The 18,248-nt window shown below is 71.7% G+C and carries 13 protein-coding genes and 1 pseudogene; 11 read left to right on the top strand and 3 right to left on the bottom strand.

All coding sequences use genetic code 11. The annotated features are described in order from the left end of the window. The first annotated feature begins 22 nt into the window (after positions 1-22). A complete protein-coding gene (gene folP / locus ACFY3C_RS30800; protein ID WP_390773131.1) occupies positions 23-850 on the top strand; it encodes a dihydropteroate synthase in 828 nt (275 codons plus the stop codon). 36 nt (positions 851-886) lie between these two features. After that, entirely contained in the window at positions 887-3,217 is a 2,331-nt protein-coding gene (locus ACFY3C_RS30795; RefSeq protein WP_390773088.1) for an FdhF/YdeP family oxidoreductase, read from the top strand. A gap of 31 nt (positions 3,218-3,248) precedes the next feature. Here ACFY3C_RS30795 and purU read toward each other — a convergent pair whose 3' ends face one another. Then, on the bottom strand, positions 3,249-4,118 hold the full coding sequence (gene purU / locus ACFY3C_RS30790) for a formyltetrahydrofolate deformylase (protein ID WP_390773087.1): 870 nt from the start codon (positions 4,116-4,118) through the stop codon (positions 3,249-3,251). Positions 4,119-4,437: 319 nt separating this feature from the next. On the opposite strand from purU, the gene ACFY3C_RS30785 reads away from it, so the two are divergent. The 9 genes and pseudogenes from ACFY3C_RS30785 (at position 4,438) to ACFY3C_RS30745 (ending at position 15,579) form a co-directional block, all read left to right on the top strand. After that, positions 4,438-5,571, top strand: coding sequence for an aromatic ring-hydroxylating dioxygenase subunit alpha (locus ACFY3C_RS30785; protein ID WP_390773086.1), 1,134 nt, complete (start codon positions 4,438-4,440; stop codon positions 5,569-5,571). Positions 5,572-5,587: 16 nt separating this feature from the next. Beyond that, entirely contained in the window at positions 5,588-6,769 is a 1,182-nt protein-coding gene (locus ACFY3C_RS30780) for an NAD(P)/FAD-dependent oxidoreductase (RefSeq protein WP_390773085.1), read from the top strand. A 109-nt stretch (positions 6,770-6,878) separates the two neighbouring features. After that, positions 6,879-8,261, top strand: coding sequence for an L-serine ammonia-lyase (locus ACFY3C_RS30775; RefSeq protein WP_390773084.1), 1,383 nt, complete (start codon positions 6,879-6,881; stop codon positions 8,259-8,261). Between the two features lie 328 nt (positions 8,262-8,589). Then, positions 8,590-9,954: a DNRLRE domain-containing protein gene (locus tag ACFY3C_RS30770; RefSeq protein ID WP_390773083.1), complete on the top strand. Its 1,365-nt coding sequence runs from the start codon at positions 8,590-8,592 to the stop codon at positions 9,952-9,954. A gap of 124 nt (positions 9,955-10,078) precedes the next feature. Then, positions 10,079-10,151, top strand: a pseudogene (locus ACFY3C_RS30765). A gap of 109 nt (positions 10,152-10,260) precedes the next feature. Next, entirely contained in the window at positions 10,261-11,394 is a 1,134-nt protein-coding gene (locus tag ACFY3C_RS30760; protein ID WP_390773082.1) for a gala protein, read from the top strand. Beyond that, entirely contained in the window at positions 11,391-13,172 is a 1,782-nt protein-coding gene (locus ACFY3C_RS30755; RefSeq protein WP_390773081.1) for an ankyrin repeat domain-containing protein, read from the top strand. The genes ACFY3C_RS30760 and ACFY3C_RS30755 overlap by 4 nt, the downstream gene beginning before the upstream one ends. Further along, positions 13,169-14,380 carry an AAA family ATPase gene (locus ACFY3C_RS30750; RefSeq protein WP_390773080.1) on the top strand — a complete coding sequence of 404 codons (1,212 nt, stop codon included), beginning with the start codon at positions 13,169-13,171 and terminating at the stop codon, positions 14,378-14,380. Before ACFY3C_RS30755 ends, ACFY3C_RS30750 begins: the two co-directional genes overlap by 4 nt. Before the next feature lie 11 nt (positions 14,381-14,391). After that, complete coding sequence (locus tag ACFY3C_RS30745) at positions 14,392-15,579, top strand: VWA-like domain-containing protein (protein ID WP_386575354.1); 1,188 nt, start codon at positions 14,392-14,394, stop codon at positions 15,577-15,579. A 26-nt stretch (positions 15,580-15,605) separates the two neighbouring features. Here ACFY3C_RS30745 and ACFY3C_RS30740 read toward each other — a convergent pair whose 3' ends face one another. After that, positions 15,606-15,755, bottom strand: coding sequence for a hypothetical protein (locus ACFY3C_RS30740; protein WP_390773079.1), 150 nt, complete (start codon positions 15,753-15,755; stop codon positions 15,606-15,608). A 105-nt stretch (positions 15,756-15,860) separates the two neighbouring features. Then, positions 15,861-18,233, bottom strand: coding sequence for a SpoIIE family protein phosphatase (locus ACFY3C_RS30735; protein WP_390773078.1), 2,373 nt, complete (start codon positions 18,231-18,233; stop codon positions 15,861-15,863). Positions 18,234-18,248: the final 15 nt, after the last annotated feature.

Raw genomic sequence — 18,248 nt, 5'->3', positions numbered from 1 at the left:
CCGGCCGGGCCGCACGCTGGTCATGGGCGTGGTGAACGTGACCCCGGACTCGTTCTCGGACGGCGGCCGGTCGTTCGCCCCAAAAGCGGCCGTCGCGCACGGACGCGCGCTGTTCGAGCAGGGCGCCGACATCGTGGACGTCGGCGGCGAGTCGACCCGCCCGGGCGCCGTACGCCCGTCCGCCGAGGAGGAGTTGCGGCGCGTTCTGCCCGTCGTGCGGGAACTCGCCGCGGCGGGCGGGACCGTCAGCGTGGACACCATGCGGGCCGAGGTGGCCGCCCGCGCCCTCGACGCGGGCGCCCGGCTGGTCAACGACGTCTCGGGCGGCCTCGCCGACCCCGCGATGCTGCCGCTGATGGCGCGGGCGGACACGCCGTACGTGCTGATGCACTGGCGCGGACACGCCGCCGGCATGCAGGCCAACGCCGTCTACGGAGATGTCGTCACGGACGTGGTCGACGAACTGCGTCTGCGGATCGAGGCCGCGCTGCGGGCGGGGATCCCGCCCCACTGCCTGATCGTCGATCCCGGGCTGGGCTTCGCCAAGGAGCCCGGGCACAACTGGGAACTGCTGGGCCGGCTCCGGGAAGTGTCCGCGCTGGGCCGCCCCGTCCTCCTGGGCGCGTCACGCAAGTCGTTCCTGGGCCGACTGCTGGCGGACCCGGTGACCGGAGACCCCCGCCCGGCGCCGCAGCGGGACGCCGCGACCACCGCGGTGTCCGTTCTGGCCGCCGCGCAGGGCATCTGGTGCCTGCGTGTGCACGATGTGGCCTCGACATGCGACGCGGTACGGGTGACCGCTCGCTGGGGTGTCGAGGCGGATGTGTCGGCGCGGGCCCGGCTGCGCTGACGGCACTGTTCGCCCTGTCCATGAGGAGAGACAGCCATGGCACGCAAGGCCCCGCGCGAGGAACCCGGCGAGGGCGCCCTGGAGGTGACCGCGCCCAAGCAGTGGGCCGCCGGGATCCCCGCGGTGACTCACGCACTGCGCATGGGGTACGACCAGATGGGCATCCGGCGCACCGCGCTGACCCTGCTCAAGGTCAACCAGAAGAACGGCTTCGACTGCCCGGGCTGCGCCTGGCCCGAGCCGGACCACCGGCACACGGCCGAGTTCTGCGAGAACGGCGCCAAGGCCGTCGCCGAGGAGGCCACCGTCCGCCGGGTGACCCCGGAGTTCTTCGCCGCGCACCCGGTGAGTGAACTCGCGGGCCGCAGCGACTACTGGCTGGGCCAACAGGGCCGGCTCACCCGGCCGATGCACAAGCCCGCCGACTCGGAGACCTACGTACCTGTCACGTGGGAGACGGCGTTCGACATCGTCTCCCGGGAACTCGGGGCGCTGCGCAGCGCCGACGAGGCCGCCTTCTACACCTCGGGCCGCACCTCCAACGAGGCCGCGTACCTCTACCAGCTGTTCGTGCGGCAGTTCGGCACCAACAACCTGCCGGACTGCTCCAACATGTGCCACGAGTCGAGCGGTTCGGCGCTCACCGAGACGATCGGCATCGGCAAGGGCAGTGTCCGCCTCGACGACCTGTACGACGCCGAGCTGATCTTCGTCGTCGGGCAGAACCCCGGCACCAACCATCCCCGGATGCTGTCCGCCCTGGAGGAGGCCAAGCGCCGCGGTGCGCGCGTCGTCGCCGTGAACCCGCTGCCGGAGGCCGGGCTGCTGCGCTTCAGGAACCCGCAGAACGCCCGCGGCCTCGCGGGCGGCGGCACGCCCCTTGCGGACCGCTTCCTGCAGATCAGGCTCGGCGGCGACCTGGCGCTCTTCCAGGCGCTGTCGCGGCTGCTGCTGGACGCCGAGGACGCCGCGCCCGGCACGGTCCTCGACCACGACTTCATCGCCGAGCACACCGACGGCTTCGAGGCCTGCGCCGACCAGTTGCGCACACTCGACTGGGGCGACGTCGCGGAGGCGACCGGACTTCCGCTCGACGCCATCGAGGCCACCGCCCGCGACGTCCTGTCCGCCCGGTCGGTCGTGGTGTGCTGGGCGATGGGCCTGACCCAGCACAAGCACTCCGTGCCCACCATCCGTGAAGTGGTGAACTTCCTTCTGCTGCGCGGCAACATCGGCCGCCCCGGCGCCGGGGTGTGTCCCGTGCGCGGCCACTCCAACGTGCAGGGCGACCGCACGATGGGCATCTACGAGAAACCGGCGCCGGCCTTCCTCGACGCGCTGCAGGGCGAGTTCGGCTTCGAGCCGCCCCGCCGGCACGGCTTCGACGCGGTGGAGACGATCCGGGCGATGGGCACCGGCGCGGTGAAGGTGTTCTTCGCCATGGGAGGCAACTTCGTCTCCGCCGCCCCGGACACGGCCGCCACCGAGCGCGCCCTGCGCAGCTGCCGGCTCACGGTCCAGGTCTCCACCAAGCTGAACCGCTCCCACGCCGTCTGTGGCCGCGAGGCCCTCATCCTGCCCACGCTCGGCCGTACCGAGCGCGACCAGGGGCCGGACGGCGCGAACCGGTTCGTCACCGTCGAGGACTCGATGGGGATGGTGCACGCCTCCCGGGGCGGACTGCCGCCCGCATCGCCGCACCTGCTCTCCGAGCCCGCCATCGTCTGCCGGCTGGCCCGGAGCCTGTTCGGCCCGGGCGGCGACGTGCCGTGGGCGGCCTTCGAGGCCGACTACGACGCCGTCCGCGACAGCATCGCCCGGGTCGTGCCCGGCTTCACCGACTTCAACACCCGGGTACGCCGCCCCGGCGGCTTCACCCTGCCGCACGCCCCGCGCGACGAGCGGCGCTTCCCGACGGGCACGGACAAGGCCAACTTCACGGTCAACCCCGTGGAGGTGCTGCGGGTACCGCCGGGCCGCCTGCTGCTGCAGACCCTGCGCAGCCACGACCAGTACAACACCACGATCTACGGCCTCGACGATCGCTATCGCGGCATCCACCAGGGACGACGGGTGGTCTTCGTGCACCCCGAGGACCTCGCGGAGCGCGGGATCGACGACGGCGAGGCGGTGGACCTCGTGAGCGAGTGGCCGGACAGTCCGGACCGGCGGGCGGAGGCGTTCCGCGCCGTCGCGTACGACACGCCCCGTGGCTGCTGTGCGGCCTACTTCCCCGAGGCCAATGTGCTCGTCCCGCTCGACTCGGTGGCCGACACCTCCAACACGCCGACGTCCAAGAGCGTCGTCGTACGCCTGGAACGCCGTGTCGCGCCCGCCGCGGGCCGGGAGGGGGCTCAGCCCGGGTAGCGCGATGGCAACGCTGAAGGCGTCCGGCGCGTCAGCGGAAGACGACCGTGCAGTGGCCGTTGACCAGTACCCGGGACTCGCTGTGCCACTGCACGGCGCGGGCGAGCACCTGGGCCTCGACGTCGCGGCCCAGGGTGACCAGCTCGTCCGGGGCGTGCGAGTGGGTCACACGGACGACGTCCTGTTCGATGATCGGGCCTTCGTCGAGGTCGGGCGTGACGTAGTGCGCCGTGGCCCCGACGAGCTTGACGCCGCGCTGGTGGGCCTGGACATACGGCTTGGCCCCCTTGAAGCTCGGCAGGAAGGAGTGGTGGATGTTGATGGCCCGGCCTTCGAGCTGCTTGCACAGGTCGTCGGAGAGGATCTGCATGTACCGGGCGAGTACCACCAGGTCGATGTCGAGTTCGTCGACGAGCCGGAGCAGCCGGGCCTCGGCCTCCGTCTTGGTGTCGGGTGTCACCGGGATGTGGTGGAAGGGGATGCCGTAGTTCTGCGCCAGCGGCTCGAAGTCGCGGTGGTTGGAGACGATCGCCGGGATCTCGATGTTGAGCGCGCCCGTCGACCTGCGGAAGAGCAGGTCGTTCAGGCAGTGGCCGAACTTCGACACCATGATCAGCGTGCGGGTCGGGGTCGACGCGTCGTGCAGCCGCCAGGTGATCCGGTACGCCTCGGCGACCGGGCCGAAGCCGGTGCGCAGGTCCTCCAGTGAGGAGGGGCCCGAGACGTCGAAGTGCACCCGCATGAAGAAGCGGTCCTGGAGCCGGTCGTCGAACTGCTGACTCTCCAGGATGTTGCCCGAATGGGTCACCAGGTAGCTGGTCACGGCGTGGACGAGGCCGGCCCGGTCCGGGCACGAGAGGGTGAGGACGAACTCGCGGCCGGGCTGCGGTCGAGGAGACATGACATCCTCCCTGGATGCGCAATGCGCAACGACATGGGTAATACGCAACATGGTCCAGCCAGGGTGGCTGACTGGTCAAGGGGTGGAGTTCTTCTTGACGCATCGCGCTGTGCGATACGCAACGGTCGTGCACCGGCGTCACCGTGGCGCGCACGCGCGACGTGCGGCAACCCCTTGACAGCTGCCGCCGCAGGAGCAGACAGTTTGACGGTTGCTTATAACGATGCTTGATGCGTAATACGCAACGACGCCTCATCGCCCTCATCATCCTCTTCGGCCCGCGCCGCGTCCGCGTCTGACGTCTTTCGAGGTGACACCGATGACCACGACCGATCTGCCCCCGAGCCTGATCTCCACGCTCTCCGGCGAGTACTACACCGACCCCGCCGTCTTCGCGTCGGAGCAGGAGCGCGTCTTCGAGGCCATGTGGTTCTGCGTGGCCCGTGCCGCGGAACTGGCCAAACCCGGTCAGTTCCGCACCTGTCAGGTCGGGCGGGAGAGCGTGCTGGTCTCACGCTCCCGGGACGGCGCGATCAAGGCGTTCCTGAACATCTGCCGGCACCGCGGCGCCAAGCTCTGCACCGAGGAGTCCGGCGAGGTCAAGCGGGCGTTCCAGTGCCCGTATCACGCCTGGACCTATGGCCTTGACGGCAAGCTGGTCGCCGCGCCGAACCTGACCTCGATGCCGGACATCGACCGGACCGCGTACGGCCTGGTCGACGTTCACGTCCGGGAGTGGCTCGGCTATGTGTGGGTGTGCCTGGCCGACAACCCGCCGTCCTTCGAGGAGGACGTGATCGGGGCCGCGGCCGAGCGGCTGGGCGACACCGAGTCGATCGAGAACTACGGGATCGACGACCTCGAGGTGGGCCGGCGCATCACCTACGACGTCAAGGCCAACTGGAAGCTCATCGTCGAGAACTTCATGGAGTGCTACCACTGCGCCACCATCCATCCCGAACTCACCGAGGTCCTGCCGGAGTTCGCCGACGGATACGCGGCGCAGTACTACGTGGGCCACGGCGCGGAGTTCGGGCAGGAGGTCAAGGGCTTCACCGTCGACGGCTCCGAGGGGCTGGACCGCATCCCCTCAGTCTCCGCGGACCAGGACCGCCGGTACTACGCGATCACCGTCAAGCCGCAGGTCTTCATCAACCTCGTGCCCGACCATGTGATCTTCCACCGGATGTACCCGCTGGCGCACGACCGCACGGTGGTGGAGTGCGACTGGCTCTACCTGCCGCACGTGGTGGAGAGCGGCAAGGACGTGGACCGTTCGGTGGAGCTCTTCCACCGCGTCAACCAGCAGGACTTCGAGGCCTGTGAGCGCACCCAGCCCGGGATGAGCTCGCGGGCCTACACCGGGGGCGGTGTCCTGGTGCCCAGCGAGCACCACATCGGCGCCTTCCACACCTGGCTGCAGGACAAGCTCGACGTACGAGCCGTCCGCTGATACCCGGAGGACCGGCATGAGGAGCATCACCGTCGTCGGAGCGTCGCTGGCCGGCCTCAGCACGGTGCGCGCGCTGCGCTCGGAGGGCTACGAAGGTGAGATCGTCGTGGTCGGGGAGGAGCGTCACACCCCCTACGACCGGCCTCCGTTGTCCAAGGAGTTCCTCAAGGGCGACCTCGACGCCGACGCGCTCGCGCTGGGCGACGCGGACGAGTACGAGGAGCTGGGGGTGCGGTGGCTGCTCGGCGAGCGCGCGGTCCGGCTGGACCCGGCGGACCGCTCCGTGACCCTGGCCGGAGGACGGCAACTGCGCACCGACGGCGTGGTCATCGCGACGGGCGCCACCCCCCGCAGGCTCCCCGGCATGGAGGGGCTGGCCGGCGTCCACACCCTGCGGACCCTGGACGACGCCCGGTCCCTGCGCACCGAGTTGCTGAACGGCCTGCCCCGGGTCGTCGTCATCGGCGCCGGTTTCATCGGCGCCGAGGTGGCGTCCACCGCCCATCGGCTCGGGCTTCATGTCACCGTCGTCGAGGCGCTCGACGTACCACTGGAGCGCCAACTGGGGCGCGAGTTGGGGCTGGTGTGCGCCTCGCTCCACAGCGATCACGGGGTCGCCCTGCTGTGCGGCACCGGCGTGGCGGGCTTCACGGGCAACGGCCGGGTCACCGGAGTGAGACTGGCCGACGGGCGGGTGCTGCCCGCCGACATCGTCGTGGTCGGGGTGGGGGTGCGACCCGCCACCGACTGGCTCGCCGGCTCCGGCGTACAGGTCGACGACGGTGTGGTGTGCGACGCCGGCTGCGCGACCGCCGTCCCGGGCGTGGTCGCCGTCGGTGACGTCGCCCGCTGCCCGCATCCGTTCACCGGACGGCATGCCCGCGTCGAGCACTGGACCAACGCCACCGAACAGGCGCGGACCGCCGCCCGCACGCTGCTCTCCGGGGTGTCGGCCCCCGCCCCGCGCACCGCGCCGTACTTCTGGTCCGACCAGTACCAGGTGCGCATCCAACTCGCCGGACACGTCGCCCCCGGTGCCGTGCCCGAGGTCGTAGAGGGCGACCTCGACAGCCGCTCCTTCACGGCCGTCTACCGCCGCGAGGGCGCCGCCGTCGCCGTGCTCTCCCTCAACCAGCCCAAGCTGTTCAACCGGCTGCGCCGCACCCTCGTCCCGGCCACCGCGGTACCGGTCGCATGAGCCGCCCGTCCCCGCCACCCGCTCCACCCGGGCCGGTGACCGACAACCCTCCCGCAGGGGCTTGCCCGGGACATGCCCGGCATGCCCCGACCCTCCCACGGAGTATGGCGTGGCAATCAGCGTCTTCGACCTGTTCTCCATCGGCATCGGCCCGTCCAGCTCGCACACCGTCGGCCCGATGCGGGCCGCCGGGATGTTCGCCGCCCGGCTGAAGCAGGACGGCCTGCTCGCCCGGACCGCCGCGGTGCGGGCGGAGCTGTTCGGCTCCCTCGGGGCCACCGGCCACGGCCACGGGACCCCCAAGGCCGTACTGCTCGGGCTGGAGGGCAACGAGCCGCACACCGTCGACATCGCCCAGGCCGAGCTGGACGTCGAGCGGATCCGCGCCACACGTCGCATCCGCCTCCTCGGCGCGCAGATCGGCGCGGCCCACGAACTCGACTTCGACGCCTCGACCCACCTGGTCCTGCACCGCCGGCGGTCACTGCCGTACCACGCCAACGGCATGACCCTCTTCGCGTACGGCGCCGACGGCCTGCCGCTGCTGGAGAAGACGTACTACTCGGTCGGCGGCGGCTTCGTGGTCGCCGAGGACGCCGTCGGCGCGGACCGGATCAAGCTCGACGACACGGTGCTGCCCCACCCCTTCCGTACCGGCGACGAGTTGCTCCGCCTCACGAAGGAGACGGGCCTGTCCATCTCGGCGCTGATGCTGGAGAACGAGAAGGCCTGGCGCACGGAGGAGGAGATCCGCGCGGGACTGCTGGAGATCTGGCGGGTCATGCGGGCCTGCGTCTCCCGCGGCCTGTCCCGCGAAGGCATCCTCCCCGGCGGCCTGAAGGTCCGCCGCCGGGCCGCGGCCGCGGCCCGCGCGCTGCGCAGCGAGGGCGACCCGGCGAGCCGGGCGATGGAGTGGGTGACCCTCTACGCGATGGCGGTGAACGAGGAGAACGCCGCGGGCGGACGGGTCGTGACCGCGCCGACGAACGGCGCGGCGGGCATCATCCCCGCCGTCCTGCACTACTGCCTCGACTTCGTGCCCGGCGCCGACGAGGAGGGCATCGTCCGATTCCTGCTCGCGGCAGGCGCCATCGGCATGCTCTTCAAGGAGAACGCCTCCATCTCCGGCGCCGAGGTCGGCTGTCAGGGCGAGGTCGGCTCGGCCTGCTCGATGGCCGCGGGAGGTCTGGCCGAGGTGCTGGGCGGCAGCCCGGAGCAGGTGGAGAACGCCGCCGAGATCGGCATGGAGCACAACCTCGGCCTGACCTGCGACCCGGTCGGCGGCCTGGTCCAGATCCCCTGCATCGAGCGCAACGGCATGGCCGCGGTCAAGGCCGTGACCGCCGCTCGGATGGCGCTGCGCGGCGACGGGCGTCACCACGTCTCCCTCGACAAGGTCATCAAGACCATGAAGGAGACCGGCGCCGACATGAAGATCAAGTACAAGGAGACCGCGCGCGGCGGCCTCGCCGTCAACGTCATCGAGTGCTGAGGCGGGAGCCGCTGGAGATCCGGCTCGGCGGCAAACACGTACGACGTCGTCGACGTCCGGCTCGCTCCCGGTGTGCCCCAGCCCGACGATCACCAGCAGCACGCAGTCGGCGAGCGGGCATGCAGTAGCTGAACAACGGGTGGCGTACTGACAGCTCGTCAGAACATGTGAGCGAGTCCGACAGGCCCTCATTCACAGCTCACTCACAGTTCATTCAAAGGGGGATGGCGGCGGCATCGGCGGGTCCCTAAGTTCCCGAATCGCCCTCCACAGCCCTCACTTCAGAAGGGATCATCCGATGGGCAACCGCCGCTTCCGGAGATCAGCGTTGGCCGGAGGAGCAGTCGCGCTGACGGCCGTAGCCGTCGCAGGCCTGCTCACCACCGCTCCCGTGGCCACCGCGGCCACGACCACGTTCACCCCGGTCGCCGACACCTACGTACAGGACAGCACCCCGTCCACCAACTACGGCACCTCGACCCAGTTCGTGGTCGACAACTCGCCGGTCCGCCAGTCGTTCCTGAAGTTCACCGTCAGCGGCGTCACCGACCCGGTGACCAACGCCAAGCTGCGCATCCGTACCGTCAGCGGCAACAACGGCAGCAGCAACGGCGGCACGTTCAAGGCGATGACCGACACCACGTGGTCGGAGACCGGCACGACCTGGAACAACAAGCCCGCCATCGACGGTTCCACCCTGGGCACCCTCGGCTCGGTCGTCAAGAACACCTGGTACGAGATCGACGTGACCTCGCTCGTGACCGGCAACGGCACGTTCAGCATCGGCGCGACCTCCCCCAACAGCGACGGCGCCTACTACGACTCGCGGGAGAGCGGCGCCGACGCCCCGCAGCTGGTGATCACCACCGGCACCACCCCGCCGCCCACCACCACCCCGCCGCCCTCGGGCGACCCGGTGCTGGTCGGCGCCGGCGACATCGCCAACTCCGGCACGGGCGACACCGCGACCGCCAACCTGCTGGACAACATCCCCGGCACCGTGTTCACCGCGGGCGACAACGCCTACGACAGCGGCACCGCCACGGAGTTCGCCACCTACTACGACCCGACGTGGGGCCGGCACAAGGCCCGCACCAGGCCGGCACCGGGCAACCACGACTACAACACCCCCGGCGCCACCGGCTACTACGACTACTTCGGGGCCAACGCCGGTCCGTCCGGCCGGGGTTACTACTCCTACGACCTCGGCGACTGGCACGTGGTCTCGCTGAACTCCGAGGTCAACATGGCCGTCGGCTCCCCGCAGGAGCAGTGGCTGCGCTCGGACCTGGCCGCCAGCACCAAGCCGTGCACCATCGCCTACTGGCACAAGCCCCGGTTCACCTCCGGCGCCAACCACGCTCCCGACACCTCGACCGGACCTCTCGTCCAGGCGCTGTACGACAACAACGCCGACGTGATCGTGGCGGGCCACAACCACCAGTACGAGCGGTTCGCTCCCATGAACCCCAGCGGCCAGCTCGACACCACCCGCGGCATCCGGCACTTCGTCGCCGGCATGGGTGGGGCCAGCCACTACGGCTTCGGCACCATCATGCCCAACAGCGAAGCCCGCAACAGTGACAGCTTCGGCGTGCTCAAGTTCACCCTGCACGCGGGCAGCTACGACTGGCAGTTCGTGCCCGAGGCGGGCAAGACCTACAGCGACAGCGGCACCACCAGCTGCCACTGAGTGATCACCTCTCGCACGAGGGGGCTGTCCGTGGCCAAGCCACGGGCGGCCCCCGTCGACTGCCCGACGCCCAGGACCAACCGGGTTCGAACACAAAGGCGATAGCCGCTATGATCTCCGTGGCAAGGCTGTAGCGCAGAGGTCGTCGCGCCCACGCATCAAGCTGGAGGACGTCGGTTCGAATCCGACCAGCCTTGCCGCCCTTGTCGTGGAGGAAAGTCGATTGGCGTCGGTTCGTCCTGGGCGGGCGGAGGGCGATGCCGCCCTCGGCGAGCCGGGCACCGGCGATGGACCGGTGGAGTGGTGATGACGCAGCCGACACCCGTACGCTGCCCCGCGATCGAGCACCCCGACATCCCGATCAGTGATCCCACCGCTCTGGAGCCGTTGCTCACCCGACTGCGGTCCGCGCAGCCGGTCGAGGCCGACGAGGCCTTCCCGCGCGGCACGGTGCGCGCGGACGGGCGCGTCGACCTGTGCAAGCAGGGCCTCGGAGCGGTCGGCGCCGCGCGGCTGATGCCCGTCGCCGCCGCCTCCGCGCACGCCGCGCATGTCCTGCTCGGCACCAACGCCATCGGGAACGAGGGAGCCCGCACGGTCGCCGACGCGCTGATCGACGGCCACGGCCTGCACACGCTCTACCTCGGCTGCAACCGCATCGGCCCCGAGGGCGTCACCGCGCTCGCCGACGCGCTGACGACGGACGGCACCGTCCGCGCCCTGTGGCTCAAGCGCAACCCGGTGGGCGACGAAGGCGCCCGCGCGCTCGCCGCGATGCTCCGCCGCAACACCACGCTGCGCACCCTCGACCTGGTCAACACCGGTCTGACCACCGACGGTCTGCGGGCCCTGTTCGACGCCCTCACCGACCGGCCCAGCCCGGTGGAACGCCTCTTCCTCGGCGGCAACGGCCTGACCGCCGACGCCGCCCCGCTGCTGGCGGCACTGATCCGCGAGGCGGGTGTGCGCGAGCTGTACCTCCCCGCCAACCACCTCGGAGACGAGGGCGCCGCGATCCTCGCCGCCGCGGCCGACCCCGCACGGCCGGTGCGCCTCGGCCTGGGCGGCAACGGCATCGGCCCCGTCGGTGCCCGGGCCCTCGCCGACTCCCTCGAAGGGATCGAGGCACTCGACCTGGGCCGCCCGATGTCGGAACGCAGCCTCGGCGCCCCCGCCAACACCACCGGCGACGAAGGCGCCCACGCGCTGGCCGCCGCACTGCCGGGCAGCCCGCTGCGCCGGCTGGAGCTGTGCCACACCGGTCTGACCGGCCGGGGCGCGAAGACGCTGCTGGCGGCCGTGCCCGACAACTCGCCCCTGGAGTACGTCGGTCTGGGGCCCGGCCTGCCCCGCAAGGTGAAGCGGTCCTTCACCCAGCGTCTGCGGCCCGTCGGCCGGGCACATCCCGACCTGCGCGCGATAGGGAGTGTCTACCGTTGAGCTCTCGTAGCGAACTCCGTTGTTTCCCCCCGGACGAGGCGGCGAGCCGACGCCGGATCCGCCGGTACGCGGTGCCCGGCCGGATGATCGAGCGCGCGACCGAGCGCCGTCTGGCCGGTGATTGGCTGGGTGCCTGCGCGGCGGCGAACGTCGACGTCACCTTCGACCTGGCCGAAGTCGCCGACCACTGTGGTGACGAGGTCGCCGCGGCCCTTGAGGACGACCTCCGCCACTTCGCCCCCGACCTGCTGCGCTGGCACCTGCCGCGATTGCTCGGCGGACGGACCACGCTCGCCACGGACACGACGGTCGTCCTCGCGCGCTACCGCCCGAAGGCAGCGGACGAGGGCCGCCGGGCCACGCCTTACCTGCACATCACCACTCCTGCGATGACCGACGGACCGCAGCGGATCGCCCTGCGGTTCAGCACGGTCACGCACGAGCAGGCCGCAGGCGTCTTCGGGCGGACCACGCAGGACTGGCGGTACGCGCGGCACCTGTGGGACGCACGGCACGCCGCCGAGCTGCGTGAACGGTGCGGCGGCACGGACAGGCCGCCGTTCTTCCACGCCGACGCCACTTTGCGTGGCACGGACGAACTGCCCGCCGCCGATCCCGGCGACCGCGACCCGGCGGCGCGGGCCGAGTGGGCCACGCTGCTGCACCAGAAGGGCGAGACCCAGGCCGCCTTCGCCGCCGCCGGTATCGAGCTGGACCTGACACCCCCGCAGAAATCGGGCTGGTACCAGGCCGATCCGGAGCAGCTCCTGGGCGGGCTCGCGCTCGACCACACCCGCCTGGAGCCGGAGATCCGTCGGCAGATGGCCGAGGACGCCGGCGACCGCTTCCTCATCGCCGCGCACTGGCGGACCTACATCCTGCTGGAGCCCGTGGACGCCGGCGGGCTGCTGGCGCGGGCCGTCGACCGGGACGACGTGAAGGGCGAGCCCATCCTCGCCGAGGCTCTGTGGCGCAGGCTTCCCGACCTCGACCTGATGCGCGCCGGAGGCGTCGCGGCGGAGCATCTGCATCCGCTCGTCCGCGAGGCGTTGTTCCCCGCCCTCCAGGTCCCGGAAGGCCCGGTCGGCCCGCCAGGAGCGACGGCTCCCGCACCCGTGCGGGTCAGGTGCCGCGGGGAATGGCACGAGGTGGCCTTCCGGCCCGGCGGCCTGCTGCGCATGCCGCACAGCGACGAGGAACAGCAGCGCGAACGCGCCATGCGCGCCTTCGGCGGTGCCGTCGCCGGATGCTTCGCCGTGGAGCAGACGTGGACCTCTGGAGAAGGCCGTCTGCCGAAGGCGCTGCGGGCGCAACGCCACGAACTGTTCCTGCGCGCCCAACACGGCGACACATCTGGCGTGCTGGAGCTCCTGGACGCGGGCGTCGACCCCCGCGTGCGGGACGCCAGCGGCCGCAGCTTGCTGCACGTACTGAACCTCCTCGACCACGAGACGCTGCTGCCGCGCCTGCTGGCGGAGGGACTGGACCTGGAGGCCCGCGACCGGCGGGAGCGCACGCCGCTGTTCGTGGCGGTGAACGACCTCGGTTCGAAGGCGCTGGTGGAGGCGCTCGTCGCCGCCGGGGCGCGGCTCGACGTGATCGACCAGTCCGAGTTGTCGCTCGCCCAGCTCGTCCGCCGGTACAAGCGGCCCGACCTTGCCTTCCTCCGGGAGCGCGTGCAGGCGGAGCATCCAGGTGTCGGCGCCGAGTGGTGGGACGAATGGATGGACGAGCAGGACGAGTACGGCCCCGACGACGAGGAAGAGCTTCCCTTTTGAGCACCGACCGTACTGCCCCGACCGCGCCGTCCGGCCCGCTGGCGGCCGCGGACGACCTCAACCGCAGGCTGCGCGCAGGCCGGACCGAGCCCGCCGCGAACCCACAGCTGGAGGCGCTCGCCCTCGCTGTGACGGCCAATCAGCCCGTGCTGCTGTGGGGGGAGCCGGGAATCGGCAAGTCGGCAGCCCTGGAGCAGCTCGCCGCCGGGCTCGGCCTGCCACTGGAGACGGTCATCGCCAGCGTGCACGAGCCCTCCGACTTCGCCGGACTGCCCATCGTCGGTGACGACCCCGCCGTGACCGGCGTGCCGATGGCTCCGCCGGACTGGGCGGTCCGCCTCGCCCGGGCCGGACAGGGCCTGCTCTTCTTCGACGAACTGTCCTCCGCACCGCCGGCCGTGCAGGCGGCGCTGCTGCGCGTGGTGCTCGAACGACGGGTCGGCAGCCTGGTCCTGCCGGAGGCGGTGCGCATCGTCGCCGCCGCCAACCCGCCGTCCAGCGCGGCGGACGGCTGGCATCTCAGCCCGCCGCTCGCCAACCGGTTCGTCCACCTCGAATGGACCCACGACCCCCGGACGGTCGCCCGCGGCATGGCCGGCACCTGGCCGGAGCTGACCGTGCCCGTCGTCGACGCCGGCAAGGTGCCCGGTGCGGTCGCACGGGCCCGTGGCGCGATCTCCGGCTTCCTCACGGCCCGGCCCGGCCTGGTCCACCACATCCCCGGCGACGCCGAGAGCCGGGGCCGGTCCTGGCCGTCCCCTCGCACCTGGGAGATGGCACTCAAGCTGCTCGCCGCCGGGTACGCGGCCGGCGTCGGCCGCGAGGCGCTGGCCGCCGCGCTCACCGGCGCCGTCGGGGACGGCGCGGGCATCGAGCTGCTGTCCTACCTCGAACACCTCGATCTGCCCGACCCCGACCGGGTCCTCGCCGACCCGGACGCCTTCGCCCTGCCCGACCGCGGCGACCGGCAACTGGCGTTCCTCATCGCGGTGGTCGCCGCGATCCAGAGCGACCTCACCCGGCCCCGGTGGGAGGCCGGCTGGGCGGTGCTGGCGAAGGCCGTGGACGCGGGCGTACCGGACGTGGCCGCCCGGGCCGCCACCGACCTCGCGGCGATGCGGCACCTCGACTGGCCCGTACCGCCCGGCATCGACGGGTTCCTGGACCTGCTGCAGATGTCCGGGGCACTGCCCGGCGCCGGCCGGTGAGGAGTGCGGGGATGACGGAGGAATCCCGCCGCCCCCTGGACATGACCAAGCTGCTCGCCGCCCGCTACCGGGCGGCGAGCGACCGGCCGTATCTGGCCTCGGCGTTGTACGCCCTGACCGTCGTGCCCAGCACAGAGGTCCGGACGATGGGAGTGGACCGGCACTGGCGCTGCTATGTGTCGCCCGCCTTCGTCGACGCGACGCCGGTGCCCGAACTCGCGGGCGTCTGGATGCACGAGGCGGCGCACCTGCTGCGCGACCATCACGGCCGGGCGGACCGGCTCCCCGCCGCCGCCCAGCGCGACTGGCACCGTGTCAACGTCGCGCAGGACTGCGAGATCAACGACGACCTGCTCGCCGACGGCCTGCGCCTGCCCGAGGGGCGCATGGAACCCCGCCTCTTCGGCCTTCCCGAGGGCCAGTTGTTCGAGGTGTACCTCGACCGGCTGCCGCCGCAGGTGCGGGCGCCGGACTGCGGATCGGGCGCCCACGGCCGGCCCGCGCCCTGGGAACTCCCCGACTCCGCCGGCCCCGCACGGCTCGGCGAGGTCGAGGCGCAGGCCCTGCGGCGGCAGACCGCCGAGGCGATGCGGGCCCATCAGCGCACCCGTGGCACCCTGCCCGCGGGCTGGCAGCGCTGGGCCGAGGAGGTCCTGGAGCCCACGGTGGACTGGCGGCGGGCGCTGTCCGGCGCGGTCCGGGAGGCCGCCGCATGGGCCGGCGGAGCCGTCGACTACACCTACCGCCGCCCCTCGCGCCGTACCCCGGCGCTGCGCGGCGTCGTCCTGCCGAGCCTGCGCCGCCCGTTGCCGCGGGTGGCCGTCGTCATCGACACCTCAGGGTCGATGGGCGATGCCGAACTGGCCGCCGCCCTCGCGGAGGTGACGGGCGTCCTGCGCGAGGTGGGCATACGGGGCAATCGCGTGACCGTGCTCGCGTGCGACGCCGACGTACAGGCCGTCTCCCGGGTGGCGGCCACCGAGCAGATCACCCTGGGCGGCGGTGGCGGCACGGACATGCGCGTCGGCATCGAAGCGGCGCTCGCGACGCCGGACCGCCCCAGCATCGTCGTCGTCCTCACCGACGGGTTCACCCCCTGGCCCGACGAGAACCCACCCTGCCGCGTCATCGCGGCTCTGATCGGCTCCGCCGCACCACAGCCCCCGAGCTGGGTGGAGACGGTACGCATTCCCACCTGACACCGGGAGCCCGGCGCACGCCGGGCTCACAGCAGCAGGGGAAGACTCACCAGGGCCGCGCCGCTCGCGCCGAGCGCCGCCAGGATCGAGGCCGGCCAGTTGCGGGACTGGGCGTACGTCAGCAGGCCCGCCAGCAGTCCCGCCACCACCGCGGCCAACAGAATCGACCTCGACATCGAAGCGGCACGCCACTTCCCCTATCAGCAGGCGTACTTGCCGGTCAGCAGGCTGCAGGACGGGACCGTGCACGACTGGTGAGGACGGGAAGGATGCAAGGGCTCCTAGGGTATGGCCAGCTCGGCCCAGATCGTCTTCCCGGACGACGTGTATCGCGTGCCCCAGCGCTGGGACATCTGGGCGACGAGGAACAGGCCGCGGCCTCCCTCGTCGTCCCGGCGCGCTCGCCGCAGGTGGGGTGCGGTGTGCGCGTTGTCGGAGACCTCGCACAGCAGGGAGCGGTCCCAGATCAGCCGCAGCATGACGGGCCCGGTGGCGTACCGGATGCTGTTGGTGACCAGCTCGCTCACCACGAGTTCGGCGGTGAACGACAGCTCGGACAGGCCCCAGGCCTCCAATTGGCGCTCGGCGACCGTGCGGGCGTGCGCCACCATGGCCGGGTCGGGCGGCAGCTCCAGATCCGCCACCCGGTCGGCGTCGAGACGCCGGGTGCGCACGAGCAGCAGCGTGGCGTCGTCCGCCTGTGGTCCGGGTGGCCGGGCCGACAGCGCCCGGTCACACAGTTCCTCCAGCGGGCAGCGTTGCCAGGTGAGCACATGGACAAGGCGGTCGATGCCACTGTCGATGTCGGTGCGCCGGTCCTCCACGACACCGTCGGTGAAGAACGCCACCACGCTGCCACTGGACAAGTTCAGATCGACGTTCTCGTAGGGCAGGCCGCCCAGCCCCAGGGGCGGTCCCGGCGCCAGCGCGGACAAGGCCACCGAGCCGCTCGCATCGGCCACGATCGGCGGGGGATGGCCCGCACTCGCCCAGGAGCACCGGCCGTTGACCGGGTTGTAGATCGCGTACAGACAGGTCACTCCGAGCGCCTCGTCGCTCAGCCCGTCGTTCCCGTGGGGTTCCGAGTCCTGCGCGACCAGGCCGTCCAGCCGGGTGAGCAGTTCGGCCGGGTCCAGGTCCAGCAGGGCCAGGGTCCGTACCGTGGCGCGCAGCCGGCCCATGGTCGCGGCCGCGTGCATGCCGTGGCCCACCACGTCGCCGACGGTCAGGCCCACTCTGGCACCGGACAGCGGGATCAGGTCGAACCAGTCGCCGCCCACGCCCACGCGGCTGTCGGCAGGCAGATAGCGGTACGCCACGTCGACCGCGCTCTGCTCGGGCAGGTGCTGGGGCAGCAGGCTGCGCTGCAGTACCAGGGCTGCCGCATGCTGGCTGGTGTATCGGCGCGCGTTGTCGATGCCGACGGCGGCTCGCTCGGCCAGTTCCACGGCGAGCGTCTGCTCCTCGGGTCCGAAGGGGTCGGGATTGCTGCTGCGCCGGAAGGTGGCGAGGCCCAGGACCGTATTGCGGGTGAGCAGCGGCACGAAGAGGCAGGAGTGCGAGGGGGCCGATCCCTCCTCGCCCGGTGCCTCGGGCGGGGAGGCGTCGACGACGAGGCGGCCGGAGCCCAGACTCTGCGCCTGCGGCGACGACGGTGGATAGGAGACGGGACTCGTCCGGAACTCCTCCGGGGTCCTGCCGTGCATCCGCAGCAGACTGTGCCCCGGCGCCGAGCCCGTCGGCGGCTGCCGTCCCTCGATGACCGCCGGCGGCAGGTCCACCAGCACTTCGTCGGCCAGCTGCGGTACCGCCACGTCGGCCAGCTCCGCGGCCGTACGCCGCACGTCCAGCGAGGCACCGATGCGCTTTCCCGCCCGCACCAGCAGGGACAGTCGTTCCTGGGCGCGATAGCGGTCGGTGATGTCCAGGGACTCCTCGAACAGCCCCAGCAGCTCGCCCCGGGCATCCACCATCCGGTGGTACGAGCAGGACCAGACGTGCTCGCGCACCGGGTCGGCGGGGGCGCGGCCGCGATAGTGCATGCCCATGATCGGTTCGCCCGTCGTCATGACGTGCTCCATGATCTGGTCCTCGTCCGGGGGGTGGTGCCGCGAGATGAATTCGCCCTCGGGAAAGAGATCCGCGGCCGGCCGGCCGATGTACTGGGCGATCCCCGCGAGCTCCAGATCGGTGGAGACGTTCCCCCAGACGACGCGCATGTCGGTGTCGAAGATCGTCAGGCCCACGGTCGACTCGGTCGCCATTCCCTGCAGCAGCGCCAGCTGCGCCTCCCAGCCGCGCAGCGCCTCCAGCTCGGCCGCGACCACGACGGTCGCGGCGACGCCCAGGTGTTCGAGCGGGCTGAGGGTGACGGCCGCGCGCAGGGTCCGTCCGTTCCGGCAGGAGAGGTCCAGGACGGTGCTGCGGGGCTTGCGCGTCCCGCAGAGGGCGGACAGCCGCTGCCCGGGGGCCGCTGCCAGCAGCCGGCCGGCCGGTTTTCCGAGCACGTCCTCGGGCGAATGTCCGAGGAGGCGCTGGGCCGAGGCTCCCCACCCGGAGATGTTGCCTTCGGCGTCCAGTACCGCGACGGCGGCTTTGGAGAGGTCCAGTGGACTGTGGAAATCGACGTTGGCGGCATTCGGAAAACGATCCATGACACCGCTTCCCTT

It is taken from the genome of Streptomyces sp. NPDC001410 (genome assembly GCF_042895235.1).
In the GTDB taxonomy this organism is placed as follows: Bacteria; Actinomycetota; Actinomycetes; order Streptomycetales; family Streptomycetaceae; genus Streptomyces.
This window is presented reverse-complemented; position numbering and strand designations above follow the sequence as displayed.